Raw genomic sequence first — 13,873 nt, 5'->3', positions numbered from 1 at the left:
TTGCCCATCGTTGTCGGTTTCTATATAGCATGAGTCGAAAAATAGAAATCCGCCCATACTGAAAATAAATATTTTTTGTTTACATATTTAATGGGTTATTTCATAGTTAGTATCATAGCAATTTGGAGTAAAATAATGGAACTTCTCAGTTTCGAGAGCGCACGTCCCATCTGGTTTCTGACAGTTTTCTCCGAGATGCCCAGTTGTTCGGCAATCTGCTGTGTGTTGTGTCCTTCCTGGAAACGCAGGCGGAAAACCTGTTGCTGTTGTGCCGGGAGCGTGTTCGTCAGCGCTTCAAATGCGGCATGGAATTCCTTGTACAGCACATGGTCGTCTGCCAGGCCATAGCCCTGAAGCTGATCTTCGCTATCTGCCGGCAGGAGGTCATACCGGCTTTCTTTTTCGATTTGTTTAAAGACCCTGTTGCGGGTGGCAATCCGTAAATATCCCGGAAGGTTGTCAATGGGGGTGACTTTCTCCCTGGTCCATAATTGAACGAACACATCCTGGGCTACATCCTGCGCGAGGTCTGTATCGCGTATCCGCTTGTAGGCAATATTGAAAACATCCTTCCAATATCTGTTATATAGCACATCAAAAGCAAACCCATTCCTTCTGCCGATTTCTGCCAAAAGGTCCTGATCACTTGCATGCAGTAGTTCATCCATCCCCATAATTGACCATAAAACTAAAAATTGTTTCGGTTTATAAAAGCATTCTTTGTTTCAGGGGCGGGACAGATGGTAGTTCCACGATCATGTTTTTACAAAAAAGGGGGATGGTAACATGTGTCAACATGCGCTCTATTTTGATGAGGGGACTTGGGCACTCTCAAGCGGCGTATTCAACGTACTGATACTCGTAGCGACACTGCTGTCCCGCACGGCCTCCAGGTAGAGCCGGTATTGCATTGGTTTGTCCGGGACCGTCAGCGTGAGGGATGCGCCTTTTCCAACCGGCTGCAGGTGGAAAGGGTTGCCATAACTGTCTGTCTGCACGAGGTACCATTCCAGCTGCAGCTGGTCTTTGCGGCGATCTGCAAATCGCCAGCCCTCGCCGGTGTTTATGAGCGCATGATAGGTAAGCCGGCTGCCGGGCAGTGTTGTACGGGAGGGCCGCAGTATTTTCACTACAGGCACCAGCGGTGGCACAGTAGTATGGCCCCATAAGCCGGCGAGCTGGTTCCAGGATGGTTTATGACGGCCATGGTGGTCGGTAAGACCGTCAAACGTAACATAATCGCGTGTTTCGAGGTCCTGCCAGGTGGTGAGGAATGCCGATACCGGCGGTAAGGTAGCATACGAAGCCACGGATATTTTGCTGATAAAGCAGGGTACGTCTCCTGAAAGCAGGGTGGCAAGGCCGGTGGTGTCATTGGCAGTTTCTATGCCGAATGCGTCGATGGCAGGCAGCTGTTGCCGGAGCCATGGCAGCAGGGGCGCGGTGGCCGGTTGGAAAAGAATGTCCGTTGTCACCGGCCTGGACGGATCGGCGGCTTTGATAGCTGCTGCCAGTCCTTCCAGCCAGCGCAGGTACCGCTGCTGCTGATAGAGCAAAGCCGGCTTAAAGTGGTATTGTGCGAGCTGCTGCCATGCGTTATTACCGATGTGCCATGCGGTGATAATAGTGTCGTGGCGGTGCCTGTCAATGTGGCGGAGAATGTCCCGCTGCTTCCGCGCCAGCGCGGTGCTGTCCCTGTCCATATCAGCGACATCCGGCAGCCAGAAGCCATAATGTATGTGGATGCCATAGTTATTGGCTTCCGCCATCACATTCCGGTCATATACGCCCGGACCAAAACGGCGGATGGTGTTGGCGCCCAGTTGCCGCATCTGTTGAAGGTCGTGGGCGGTTTCCCGGCGTGTAAGGGCATAGCGGTTTCTGAACCAGTCTTCTCCTTTCTGATAGCGCAGTCCGCGGAGGTTGTCCGGTAGTGGGTGATGCGGGGCCGTAATGGCCTTAGCTGTGCCGGTGATGATTGCGCCTGTAGGGATAACCGGTCCGCGCAGACGGGGAATGCTGTCCAGTGCTGCCAGCAGTTGTTGAGGTTGACGAACGGACCAGTCGAGGTATTGTGCGGTATCGCCTTTCACGACGTTGGCATCATGACCGGTATTAAAAAATACCTGCGCATGGACTTCCGGGAAACGGGCGCCGATGGCCCTGAAAGCGTCGGCGAACCACCTGGTCTGGTCGCCGGCGTCAGACGGAGAGCCCATTTCCGCTATCATCACGGGCAGGCCTGAACGGAAAAGCGGTAGTTGATGAAAAGGCTTGTATAAAGTGTCGAAGGAATACCATGCACCGCCGCCATGGGCGGGGCCATAATTGAGGACAGTTACACCTATCCAGTCCACGAATTCCTTACCGGGGAAATATTTTCCGGCATTGGCAGCCTTCCACGGGTTCCATACCCAGATGGCGTTCATTGCCCCGCGCCGCAGAAAAAGCGTATGCACGTACCGCCAGGCGCGCTTGTATTCTTCCGCCGTATTGCCGCCGGCGGGCGACCACGGGTAGGCGGGATTGTCCGGCTCATGGGCGAAGCGGAGGAACAAGGGCTGGTTCAGCGCTTTTACCTGGTCGGCGAACCGTTCGAGGTAACTGTCAAAAACACCGGTGGGGATCAGCGACATTACTTTTCGCTCCTGGTCCGGGTGATCGATGTTTTGGTGGAAGCGGGACGTCCAGGGCTCCCAGGTGACCATAGGAACAGCGCCACTGTTGTAAACAGCTGCCAGGGAATCCGGCAGCAGGTGCTCCTGTCCGTCGCCCCAGGCAATATACAGGGAGGTAATTTGCATGCGGGGCATGCGCTCGCCGGAAGGATTGTACGCGCCGGTATAAAAAACATCCTGCCTTTGGGGCAACATCCTGACAGGCGCCAGTTGCGGCCCGGAAGTAAAATGCCAGCTCAGTGCAATGACAACCAGCAGTAGCGGGAGTCCGAGTTTGCGGATGCCGGTGTACAGATGCAGGTGACGGAATATCCAGAACTGTCTTTTAAGAAATAGCGGTAGTGTCAGCACCATCTTCACCCATCGGTAACGCGCGGGTATTTTCCTCAACTGAAGGCTGGCCATGATATTGAATATCATGATGAGGCAGTTGATACCTGCGATACCGGCCATAAAAAGCGAATAGGGGTTCCAGTCATAGTGCAGTCCGTAGATGATAGCGCCCAGCGAGATGACCAGTATGGCGATGTTGGGTATGTTCAGCCGCCAGTCGTCCGGCCCGGAATCATCTTTCGGAGTAGGGAGGTACGGTACCTTTTTCCGGGCAATGGTATACACGAGGCCAAGCAGGTAGATCCACCAGGTGCCGATAAACAGCAATCCTCCCACCACATGGAAGCCGCGTTCTGTCTCTTCCATCACCCAGCGTTGCACGTAATGCCGGATGAGAATGATAGACGCTATAGCCGGGAAGGCGAGCAGAGAAAATTGCACCAGGTCTGCCCGGAAAGGAATAAGCCCGGTGATCAGCGAAAGTACCGGCACGAGGAAGTTGATGAGAAATACCACGCCGGAAAGATAATGCAGCGGGATAGTGCCGTAATGCAGGCGTTGCAGCCAGGTGAACTGCCGGAACAGTTTGGGATAGGTGGTCACGAGCAATTCAAAGGTCCCCCGCGCCCATTTCAGCTGCTGGGCGTAATACGCCGAAAGCGTATTGGGTACCAGCCCGCGGGTAAGCACTGCCGGCACATAGATGGATTTCCATCCTTTGGCGTGCAGGTGCATGGCGGTATGCATGTCTTCCGCCAGCCCGCTGGCATGTCCGCCGATGGAATCCAGTGCGGCTCTCCGGAAGGTACAGTTGGCGCCGATGGCCAGCACGGTGCCGTAGCTGTTCATGGTGGACATAATAGGTCCATAGAACTGGAACGTTTGCTGGGCGGCGCCTTTGGCGATGATGCTGTCTCCCAGGTTGCTGTATGCCTGTACGATCTGTACAAAGCCTATTTCCGGATCGTTGAAGTGATGTACTACGGCGTCCAGGAAACCCGGCGCAGGCACATGGTCCGGGTCCATTATCACACAAAGCTCTCCGGTGGCGTACTGCAGGGCGTTATTGATATTGCCGGCTTTAGCGTCTTTGCGGTTGGTACGGGTCACATGCCGCACGCCGAGGCGCGTGCACACTTCACGAAGGTAGGGGTCGTTCGCCTCGTCACACAGCCAGGCAGTATGCGGATAGGTCATGGCCCTGATGGCGGTAAGCGTGTTGACGATCATGTCATACGGTTCGCCGGGGAAATAGGTGGTGAGTACGTCTACCGTAAAAGGGTGTTGCGGTGCAGGAGTAGGGGGGATGCGAATGGCAGCGTAATGGTACCATTCATGCAGGATGGCCAGACAGTTGAAGGTGATGGCTGCCATCAGCACCCAATAGAAAGGGGCGTAACCGATTTGTGTGCGCCGGAACAGCACGGTGAGCAGCACGCCGATGCTGATGGTGCCCAGCAGTATCATCAGTCTGAGCGTAAACAGTTCCCGCCGTGATGGCGGTGTGACCGGTGCCAGTTGTTCCTTTTCTATCATGGCGCGACTACATAAAATGGTGTATTGGTGGAAGCGAAATTGCCGTATGCGTCATATACGGTGACGAATATACGATAAGGGCCTTCCCGCGATGGCGCCCGGAAGCGCGCGCCGGTGCCTTCATGCGAAAGCAGCAGGCTGTCCAGTACCGGCGGCTTCACTTTGTTCAGATCGTTAAGAAAACGGATGAACCAGTCCTCCGGCAGCACTTCCCATTGAAACCGGAGCGCGTCGCTGCCGGGGCTTTCCAACAGCAGGTTGGCGGAATGGACAGTGCCGGGGCTGAGCAGCAGGTTGTCCCTGGCTCCTTTGCCGTCCAGCAGCATATATTGTAATGCGGGCGCTTTATGTGCAGGGTACCGTCCCGTCCAGATGTATTGCATGGTCTGTGCGGTGGCGGAAGTTGCGCCGTTTTGAGCGAACAGGCCAAACCAGGTATGCGTCACTTCCTGTTTCTGTCCCCAATAGAATACACAGGCGCCCAGGAAACGCGGATCGTCTGTAGGCATATAATCCGTATAGCGCTCCAGATATTGCTCTGCTTTTTTATTGCTGGTGTTTTCGATGGGGGCGCCCCATGCGGTGGTTTCTGTTTCCCAGGGTCCGTTGATGCCCCATTCGGTGATGAGGAACGGACCACTCCAAAACCAGGAGAATAGTTTCAGCTCTTTGCGAAGGTGAGGCAGGTCCCCGAATATGTTCATTGAGATCACGTCCAGTTGCGGTACTTTCCAGCGTATATTGTAGATATTACGCCGGTTAAAATTGATGAGGGTCGTGGTCACGGGGTGATCCGGATCGCGTTCGTGGATCATGTCCACCAGGCGGTTAAATGTTTTGTAAAAGGGGCGGAAACGGGGCCTGTAAGGAAAATCCACTTCATTGCCAAGGCACCACATCAGCAGGGCCGGATGTGTTTTGTAGCGTTCTATCACCCGCTCGCAGGCCAGGTAAAGGGCGGATACCGCGGCGGTGTCCCTGTAAAAGTCAAGTGTATTGCTGGTAGGGATGGATATTCCCGCAATGACAGCGATGCCCGCTGCCTGCGCGCTGTCCAGCAGGGCGCCGAGCTGCAGGGTGTCCCAGGTCCGGAGGGTGTTGCCGCCGGCTGCTTTTAATGCCCGCAATTGTCGGTCTCCTGCCGCGCCTTTGATGAGGAAGGGCTGCCCATTCCTGAAAATAGTGTAACGGTCACCGGATTTTCCAATGTAAACTTTGGGAGGGACGGAAGGGGTGGACGCATGCCGGCAGGCCGTCATAGCACAGCATAACAGGGCCAGGACAATAAAAACTGAATGCACAGGATTAAGGCGTGTCTGTAGGCGTTGTATCATTCGGTGCGCGTCGGACAACCTAAATATAAGGAAATTGTAAATAAAACGGCATATATAATCAGGGAATCTGGAAAAGTGCGGAGCTGCCCCGTATGAACGAGGCAGCTCTGCGCTTTCCAGGTTTTAGGTGCTGGCCACGCTGGTAAAAGATTACCTGCATTGATCCGTCGCAGTAATCGCATGCTGGGGGTATTCTTCAGCGCTTGAATGTTGACACATATCAGCTAGTGGTATGATCCCTGTCATCATCGGCAAACTTCAGTTCTGCTAAATTTGGATTAAAATTATTTTGAATGAAAGTGGCGGTCGCTATATTTTTCATTTTTTCTTCTTTAATATCCTTTGCTCAGGAAGCCAGTGAAATAGTAAGGAAGGCTGATGAAAAAATGCGTGGTAGTACTATGCGAACAGAAATGGTGATCAGGGTCTTCCGGCCGGCATGGAGCAGGGAAATGCAATGCAAAATATGGATGAAGGGAAATGATCAGGCCATGATCCTGATTACCTCACCGGCCAAAGATAAAGGCATCGTCTTTCTGAAAAGAAAAAAGGAAGTATGGAACTGGATGCCGGTCCTTGAACGCACCATTAAACTTCCTCCTTCCATGATGAGCCAAAGCTGGATGGGGACTGACTTTACTAATGACGACCTGATTAAGGAATCCTCGGTTGTGGAAGATTATAATCATACTATTATAGGTGATACAGTCATCCGGAACCGAAGCTGCTATATCATCCTTATGATACCTAAGCCCACTGCTGCAATCATATGGAGTAAGGTGATCGTGTGTATTGATAAGGAGGATTTTCTCGAATTACACAGCCGTTTTTACGATGACGACGGGCGGTTGATAAATACGATGAATAGCTATGATATTAAAATGATGCATGACCGTATTATTCCTACCCGTTTTGAAATGATCCCGGCTGATAAGAAAGGCCAAAAAACAGAGATGATCTATAAGAGTGTGTTGTACAATAAGCCAATAGATGATGGATTTTTTTCTACTGAAAAGATGAAAACACTGAATTGATATGTGGCTGATAAAAATGGCATGGAGGAATATGTGGCGCAACAGCAGCAGGACTGTTATCACCATGGCGGCGATTTTCTTTGCTGTTATTCTGTCCGTTACAGCCAGCAGTTTAAAGGATGGCATTTTCGGCAACCTGGTAAAAAATGTGGTCAGCTTCTATACCGGCTATGTTCAGGTACACAAAAGAGGCTTTTGGGAAGAACAGGTATTGGATAATTGTTTTAGATCCTCCCTGCAGACAGAACAGCAGATTTTAAGCCGACGAAACGTGACAGCAATTGCCGCACGGCTTGAGGGTTTTGTTTTGGCCTCTTCTGTTGATAATACAAAAGGGAGCATGGTCGCGGGCATTGATCCGGAAAAAGAAAACGCCATCACTTCGCTGAAGAAAAAGGTCATCCAGGGTAGCTATCTGAGAGATACCGATCATGCCGTGCTGCTGTCAAAAGGGCTAGCCGCCAGGTTGAAGTTAAAAACAAATGATACGGTTATATTAATCGGGCAGGGATATCACGGCGCCACTGCCGCCGGAAAATACCTTGTTAAAGGGATTGTGAGATTTGGATCGCCGGATTTGAATGACAGGTCGCTATTTATGCCTTTGGCGGTGGCACAGGAGTTCTACGGCGCTGATAGCATGATAACTTCTTATGTTCTCTCACTGAAAAACACAAAGAAGCTACAGGCTACGTGTTCGGAGCTTGGGGCGGAGTTGGGCCCAGCCTTTGAAGTGATGAGCTGGGAGGAGATGATGCCGGAGGTGAAACAGCATATTCAAACAGACTCCAACAATATGAAATATGTACAGGGCATATTGTACCTGCTTATTTGCTTTGGCATCTTTGGCACGTTGCTGATGATGATGGTTGAACGAAAGTTCGAAATGGGAATGCTGGTTTCAATTGGCATGAACAAAGGTAAGCTTATTGTGCTGTTGTTATGCGAGTCCATGTTTACGGTGTTGGTGGGGTGCCTACTGGGTATTTGCGTCAGTATACCGCTGATTTATTATTTGAACAGGCATCCGATAAGAATCGGCGGAGAAACGGCCAAAGCCTATGAGCGATTCGGGTTTGAGGCGGTATTTCCAACCTCCACAGCAGCATCCATATTTATCTACCAGGGGGTAGTAGTGTTGATCATTGGATTGCTGCTCTCGTTATACCCGGTGTATAAAGTATTCAGGCTGGATCCCGTAACGGCTATGAAACGGTTATAAATTTTAGTATGATTTTTATAATGGCATGGCGGAATGTATGGCGCAATAAAATGCGAAGTATCGTTATTGTTTCATCAGTAACGATAGGATTGTTTGCCGGTATATCCGTACTTGCCTTATATAAGGGTATGATGAAAAGCCGGGTACGCAACGTGATCGACGCCGAGGTAGGGCATTTGCAAATGCATAACCCCGGATTTGAACAGGACTATGAACCGCAATTCATATTGGCGCATGGCAATGAAGTGCTAAAAGTAGCCAGCGAAATTCCTGAAGTGAAGCTCGTTGCACCCAGAAGTATTACCATGGGCATGCTGGCAACACCCACCGGCAGTGCTGGCGTACGGATAAATGGTATTATACCCGGGATGGAGTATCGCTTATCTCAATTGAAAAATAAAATCATCCGGGGAACTCCATTCGATCCGGAAAAACGGAATGAAATAATGATAGGCGAAAAACTTGCCAGGAAGATGAAACTTAAACCGCGGTCAAAATTGGTTTTGACCTTCACGGATATATCGGGTAACCTGGTGTCGGGAGCATTCCGGGTTGCCGCTATTTATCAGAGTAATAATGCTCCCTTTGATGAGAAGAATGTATACATTAATATGGAAGAGTTGAATGCTTTGCTTGGTATTCAGCATGCCTTTCATGAAATCGTAATTTTATTGAAAAGTGATCTGGTTGTGAATAAAGTGCAGCAGGAGTTGCAACAGAAGTTCCCTGCTTTCCGGATCGAGTCATGGCAGGAAATTTCACCTGAAACAGACCTGATGGTGAAAACAATCGATCAGTATTCCTACATCATCATGTTTATTATTATGTTTTCCCTGGCATTTGGTATCGTGAATACGATGCTGATGGCCATCCTTGAACGGACGAGGGAAATAGGCATGATGATGGCTCTGGGGACGAATCGCGTAAGAGTTTTTTTGTTGATTTTCCTGGAAACTCTCTTTTTAACGCTCGCCGGGACACCGGTAGGACTTTTTATTGGCTGGGCGATAACAGGTTATTTTAATAAACAAGGTATGGATCTGTCCGGAATGGGACGCGAAATGATGAGCAGCTTTGGTTTCGGAACGGTCATTTATCCTGAATTTCCTACGGATAAGGTAACGGGCGTACTGCTGATCGTAGTCGGGACGGCATTAGTCTCATGTTTGTTTCCTGCTGTCAAAGCACTAAGAATGCGTCCGGTGGAGGCTCTGAGAAAATAGGTGACAACGATCACGGTGCCCCGGTCAAAAACGATTAATTATGAATACAGTAATCGATGCACATGATGTAAGCAAAGTGTATAATAAGGAAACTATTCCGGTGTATGCAGTAAATAATGTGCATATGCATATAGAAAGAGGCGAGTTTACCGCATTGGTAGGCCCGTCGGGCTCAGGAAAGACTACCTTGCTGAACTTGATTGGGGGGCTGGATAAACCTGATAGTGGCAGCGTATTTATTAATAGTCTTGATATTACAAAGCTGTCATCCAATAAACTGATCGATTTTAGGCTGAAGAATATCGGTTTCGTGTTTCAGTCATTTAACCTGATCCCCGTGCTGACAGCAAGGGAAAATGTAGAATTTATTATGCTGTTGCAGCGTATAAAGAAAAAGGAAAGAGATGCACGGGTAAAACAGCTATTCAAACAGATAGGGATGGATGACAAAATGAACGCCCGTCCTGCACAGCTTTCCGGTGGACAACAGCAGCGTGCAGCGGTAGCAAGGGCCTTGGCCAGCAAACCCCAGTTTGTATTAGCTGATGAGCCAACGGCGAATCTTGACTCAAAAGCAGCGTCCAATTTACTTGACATGATGATAGCCCTTAACAATGAAGAACATATTACCTTCCTTTTTTCAACACACGATCAAAGAGTGATTGATAGGGCCAGAAGGGTTATAACACTGGTTGATGGCAGAGTCGTCGCCGATACAGCGGCTGTTTCAATCAGTCATAAATAAGCAGATGCGAAACTAATGAGAAAGCTGTTGCAATTGTGCTTGTGCTTGCCATTACTCTCTGCGCTTATCGCCAATGCACAGGACAGTATCGCTATACCCCGTAAGCTGACAATTAACGGCTACATCAAGGATCTTCAGACGTTGACTTTTGATAAAGATTTTGACGGCCTGACGGCAGGTAACCTCATCCATAATCGCATCAATACAAAATGGAAACCCTCAGAAAAAGTTACTGTCGTTGCCGAATTTCGTAATCGTCTTTTTTGGGGTGAAGAAGTGACACGTACCGCCGGATTCACTTCCCTTTTGAGGAATGGAAACGAAGCGGTTGATATGCAAAAGATATGGATAGAGAACAGATCAATGGTACTGATCACCAATGTAGAGAGATTGTATTTCGACTATGCGTGCAATAAGTTAAGCATTCGCATCGGAAGGCAACGTATTAATTGGGGGGTAAACACATCCTGGAATCCCAATGATATTTTTAACGGTTATAACTTTCTTGATTTTGATTATGAAGAACGATCAGGCGCTGATGCAGGGAAGATCGGATATCTTTTAAATAATTCCTCCAACATCGAATTTGCCTATGCCTATACAGGTAAAAAGGAGGCAAGTGTTGCAGCATTAAAATATGCCCTTAATAAATGGAACTATGATATGCAGCTCATTGCGGGTTGGTATCACAACCGGCTAACTGCGGGCGCCGGATGGGCCGGAAATATCAAAGAGGCCGGTTTTAAAGGTGAGATCCAGTATTTTTTTTCAGGCCCTGATTCTGTAGATCATCTGAACCTGGCCATTGAAGGGGATTATATGTTTAAAAATAGCTGGTATCTGAATCTTGGCATGTTGTTCAATACCCGCGGCTTAAACAGGCCCATGGATAATTGGAGTAATTGGAATCCGGGGCTTTCTCCAATGAACCTTATGCCAACCAAATGGAGCTTTATTGTTATTAGCAGCAAGGAAATTACCCCTTTGCTGTCGGTAAATGTCAGTGTGCTATACTCACCTGCAACAAATCTCACTGTTTTTTATCCTTCCCTTCGATATAATATTGCTACAAATCTGGATGCAGACTTTTTATGGCAGTCTTTTTTTGCTGAACAAAGGATCCGGTTTGGGGCGATTAACCACCGGGCATTTTTGCGCCTTAAATGGAGCTTCTGAGGAGGGTATTAAAGTGTTATCTGTTGCAGGTGTATTTACCCTCGTAGAGCAGCTGCTGTTTGTCGAAGTCGGCTGTCAGGAAATGGCCGTATTCCGGTTTACAGTGTCGGCGGATACAAGATCCGGATATCTTTTGACGGCCGGAAGAAGGAAACCGGTTGTTGCTGTTTAGTGACCTCAGTAGCTTTATAGTACGCTTTCTCCCCGTCGGTAGTTTCGATGCAGATCATCAATGCGGCGCCGGGTATTTTTTGCAGGAAGGTAAACGACGGCAGGAAAAATGGTGGCAGTTCACGACTGTACCAGATCGTCGTGCTGCGGATAAGACCATCTGTGCATGCCGGAGGATAGGAGTAGTTGATTACCGCTTTGCCGGTGGCGTATCCGGCGATGGTCAGGGTGTCTGTTGTAAAGCTGATGCGGCCTGTCCCCGGGCCGTTGTATTCGTTGACGTTGTCCCATTCCCCGGGGTGCCTGGTGATATTAGCAGCTGTGTCAATCGCTTCTCCCGGCAGGAACACATTTGTTTTTAGCTGTATGTCGTAACTCATTGGCAGCCCTTGCCGATCGTTTATCTGAAGCAGCATTTGCCGCTCATGCCAGATAAGCCAGCTGGTGGCATTCCCGTCACCGTTGTTTTGGGTGGCCAGCAGGTATTCGGGCGAATAGGTGACAGTCAGGGCCGGGGCTGTTTTAGAGGCGTCTTTCGCCGCTTCCGAAGAAGCGAAAATTATCTTGTTTACCAGCAATGAATCGGATACCGCTTGCGCCCGTGATAAACGGACGGCCAGGCATAAAAAAAAGAAGATAGAATATTTGATGACAGTGGTTTTGGGCCGGTTGTTTTTCATATGCATCCGCAAATATAAGAAACAGTGAAAATCAGTATATCCCTGGATACAGGGATCTCGCCAGTAGAAACAAGGCTCTTATAAAGAGATGTAGTGAAAAAATTGGATATTTGACAAGTATACTTTACATTTGGGTAAGTAAACTGTACTAAATCTTTACGTTTATGAAAAAGTTCTCTATCTGCATCGGATTATTGCTGGTGGCGGTGGGTATACCGGTTTTTTTGTTCTCCGGGTCAGTCAATGCAGAATTACCCCTGCTAACAGGTTTATTTACGCTTTTCATATCCAACCAGGCAAAGGAGGACGAGAGAAGCGGGGCTATCAGGTCGTCATCGGCCTTTATAGCATTGGTCATCGGGTACTCGTTGCACCTGGTGATGAATAATCTTTTTCAGCATCAGTTGATCGCCATCCGTCTGACCACTGTTAATTCCTTTCTGATAATCGTATTTGCGCTGGCAAACATTATCCGCTATTCGAGATTATATATTTTCATGGTATAACGAACCCAATGAAGAACACCGTTAAAGTTGAACGTGCCCGGCATGATCTTTCGCAGGCGGCATTGGCTGAAAAGGTAAATGTATCACGGCAGACCATCCACTCCATAGAGATCGGAAAATTTATCCCCTCAAGTCTGCTGGCACTAAAGATCGCAGCTGTATTCGGTGTTGCCGTAGAGGCCATCTTCACGCTGGAGGAGCAGGACTGGAAGTGATGAACATACGCCGGCGCTTTATATGACGAAAAAGATCAACTGCCGTATTTTCCGCAGTGCAATGTCGTATAGCCGCATCGGTAATGATGGTTCGGTTTCCTATTATTCTGATAAGTGTGAATAATACCCGCAGTGGCAGCCTGCTAACCGGCAACAATTTTCGAAAAACGGCGGCGGCGCGCAGTGAGATAATATTTCATGGTATTTACGGAAATGCCCGATGTGACTGGTATTTTCCTGTTTTTTCTTATGTTACGGAAAAATAATTTTTTATTTTTTCTTGATAAGACTTTTTGTTGTTTGAAATTTATTCGTTTACTTTACTCTACCAACGAATACATTTCTATCACGAACTGAAAAGTATTTACGACAAACGAGAAAAAGTTGTTTCCACCACAACTGTATTCTTTGAACCCTATTTTAATTGCTTATTTATTGGTCCCATGAACGTTTAGAAACCAATAGGAGATACGGACGAATTAGTTTATATCCTTTTCAATATAAATGGTTTTGTCAGTAATCCTTAAAACCTGTTTAAAACAACCCTAAATCAAGTTGCAAAGCTTGGTTTATCATTTGTATTGTCGGAAAGAGAGCGTTTCCACAAAGGGATTTAGAAAAAACTGTGTGTCTGGTTTTTCCAACCGGTGTAACTGCTGTTTCACCGGAGGATATGCTATTCACGGCCACTAATAAGCGGAAACGGAAAATCGTGTTAACATAGCTATTGCTACCCTAAAATTGTCACACCAGGGAGTAAGTTGCATGCATGGTATATGCAGTTGAGGGCAGGTTAACAACCCACCTTTTTTAGGTATCGTCGTTAGGATTGTAGCGCCCGCATTTCCCTTCATATTGAACTATATAACTGTCACACCTGCACGAAGAATTTGTCTTCGCTGCGGTGTAGCGTCGGTTTTGTGTCAACTAAAATAAAATATGCGGATAAAAACGCAAACTATATATATAACAACAACGGATAGATGAATGGAGAACACTTTGTTATCCTGTGTGCCATTG

The 13,873-nt window shown here is 48.4% G+C and carries 11 protein-coding genes; 7 read left to right on the top strand and 4 right to left on the bottom strand.

Annotated features, from left to right (window positions below):
• Positions 1-95 precede the first annotated feature (95 nt).
• From HF324_RS20300 to HF324_RS20290, 3 genes are all read right to left on the bottom strand, one after another.
• Positions 96-668, bottom strand: coding sequence for an RNA polymerase sigma factor (locus tag HF324_RS20300; protein WP_220100781.1), 573 nt, complete (start codon positions 666-668; stop codon positions 96-98).
• A 135-nt stretch (positions 669-803) separates the two neighbouring features.
• Positions 804-4,547 (bottom strand): glycosyltransferase family 2 protein, encoded by a 3,744-nt coding sequence (locus HF324_RS20295; RefSeq protein ID WP_168860676.1) that lies wholly within the window; start codon positions 4,545-4,547, stop codon positions 804-806.
• Positions 4,544-5,848, bottom strand: a complete 1,305-nt coding sequence (locus HF324_RS20290; protein WP_220101206.1) for a glycoside hydrolase family 2 TIM barrel-domain containing protein — start codon at positions 5,846-5,848, stop codon at positions 4,544-4,546. Before HF324_RS20290 ends, HF324_RS20295 begins: the two co-directional genes overlap by 4 nt.
• 326 nt (positions 5,849-6,174) lie before the next feature.
• Between HF324_RS20290 and HF324_RS20285 the strand changes: the two genes are divergently transcribed.
• Genes HF324_RS20285 through HF324_RS20265 form a run of 5 tightly spaced genes read left to right on the top strand, consistent with a single transcriptional unit; the run spans position 6,175 to position 11,281 of the window.
• Positions 6,175-6,915, top strand: a complete 741-nt coding sequence (locus tag HF324_RS20285; protein WP_168804236.1) for an outer membrane lipoprotein-sorting protein — start codon at positions 6,175-6,177, stop codon at positions 6,913-6,915.
• A gap of 1 nt (position 6,916) precedes the next feature.
• Positions 6,917-8,137 carry an ABC transporter permease gene (locus tag HF324_RS20280; protein ID WP_168804235.1) on the top strand — a complete coding sequence of 407 codons (1,221 nt, stop codon included), beginning with the start codon at positions 6,917-6,919 and terminating at the stop codon, positions 8,135-8,137.
• 8 nt (positions 8,138-8,145) lie between these two features.
• Entirely contained in the window at positions 8,146-9,360 is a 1,215-nt protein-coding gene (locus tag HF324_RS20275; protein WP_168860675.1) for an ABC transporter permease, read from the top strand.
• 40 nt (positions 9,361-9,400) lie between these two features.
• Complete coding sequence (locus tag HF324_RS20270) at positions 9,401-10,105, top strand: ABC transporter ATP-binding protein (RefSeq protein WP_168804233.1); 705 nt, start codon at positions 9,401-9,403, stop codon at positions 10,103-10,105.
• 15 nt (positions 10,106-10,120) lie between these two features.
• A complete protein-coding gene (locus tag HF324_RS20265) occupies positions 10,121-11,281 on the top strand; it encodes a hypothetical protein (RefSeq protein WP_168860674.1) in 1,161 nt (386 codons plus the stop codon).
• Positions 11,282-11,379: 98 nt separating this feature from the next.
• Here the strand turns inward: HF324_RS20265 and HF324_RS20260 are convergent, their stop codons facing one another.
• The gene (locus tag HF324_RS20260) at positions 11,380-12,132 is read right to left on the bottom strand and encodes a hypothetical protein (protein ID WP_168860673.1); all 753 of its coding nucleotides are present in this window, start codon (positions 12,130-12,132) and stop codon (positions 11,380-11,382) included.
• A gap of 164 nt (positions 12,133-12,296) precedes the next feature.
• On the opposite strand from HF324_RS20260, the gene HF324_RS20255 reads away from it, so the two are divergent.
• Positions 12,297-12,638 carry a hypothetical protein gene (locus tag HF324_RS20255; protein ID WP_168860672.1) on the top strand — a complete coding sequence of 114 codons (342 nt, stop codon included), beginning with the start codon at positions 12,297-12,299 and terminating at the stop codon, positions 12,636-12,638.
• Positions 12,639-12,646: 8 nt separating this feature from the next.
• Positions 12,647-12,853, top strand: coding sequence for a helix-turn-helix transcriptional regulator (locus tag HF324_RS20250; protein ID WP_168860671.1), 207 nt, complete (start codon positions 12,647-12,649; stop codon positions 12,851-12,853).
• Positions 12,854-13,873: the final 1,020 nt, after the last annotated feature.

The sequence above is a fragment of the Chitinophaga oryzae genome (assembly GCF_012516375.2).
Lineage (GTDB): Bacteria > Bacteroidota > Bacteroidia > Chitinophagales > Chitinophagaceae > Chitinophaga > Chitinophaga oryzae.
This window is presented reverse-complemented; position numbering and strand designations above follow the sequence as displayed.

Bases quoted from the DNA above. Each gene is read 5' to 3' on its own strand.
- HF324_RS20300 (WP_220100781.1), bottom strand. From the start codon at position 668: ATGGATGAACTACTGCATGCAAGTGATCAGGACCTTTTGGCAGAAATC.
- HF324_RS20295 (WP_168860676.1), bottom strand. From the start codon at position 4,547: ATGATAGAAAAGGAACAACTGGCACCGGTCACACCGCCATCACGGCGG.
- HF324_RS20285 (WP_168804236.1), top strand. From the start codon at position 6,175: ATGAAAGTGGCGGTCGCTATATTTTTCATTTTTTCTTCTTTAATATCC.
- HF324_RS20280 (WP_168804235.1), top strand. From the start codon at position 6,917: ATGTGGCTGATAAAAATGGCATGGAGGAATATGTGGCGCAACAGCAGC.
- HF324_RS20275 (WP_168860675.1), top strand. From the start codon at position 8,146: ATGATTTTTATAATGGCATGGCGGAATGTATGGCGCAATAAAATGCGA.
- HF324_RS20270 (WP_168804233.1), top strand. From the start codon at position 9,401: ATGAATACAGTAATCGATGCACATGATGTAAGCAAAGTGTATAATAAG.
- HF324_RS20265 (WP_168860674.1), top strand. From the start codon at position 10,121: ATGAGAAAGCTGTTGCAATTGTGCTTGTGCTTGCCATTACTCTCTGCG.
- HF324_RS20260 (WP_168860673.1), bottom strand. From the start codon at position 12,132: ATGAAAAACAACCGGCCCAAAACCACTGTCATCAAATATTCTATCTTC.
- HF324_RS20255 (WP_168860672.1), top strand. From the start codon at position 12,297: ATGAAAAAGTTCTCTATCTGCATCGGATTATTGCTGGTGGCGGTGGGT.
- HF324_RS20250 (WP_168860671.1), top strand. From the start codon at position 12,647: ATGAAGAACACCGTTAAAGTTGAACGTGCCCGGCATGATCTTTCGCAG.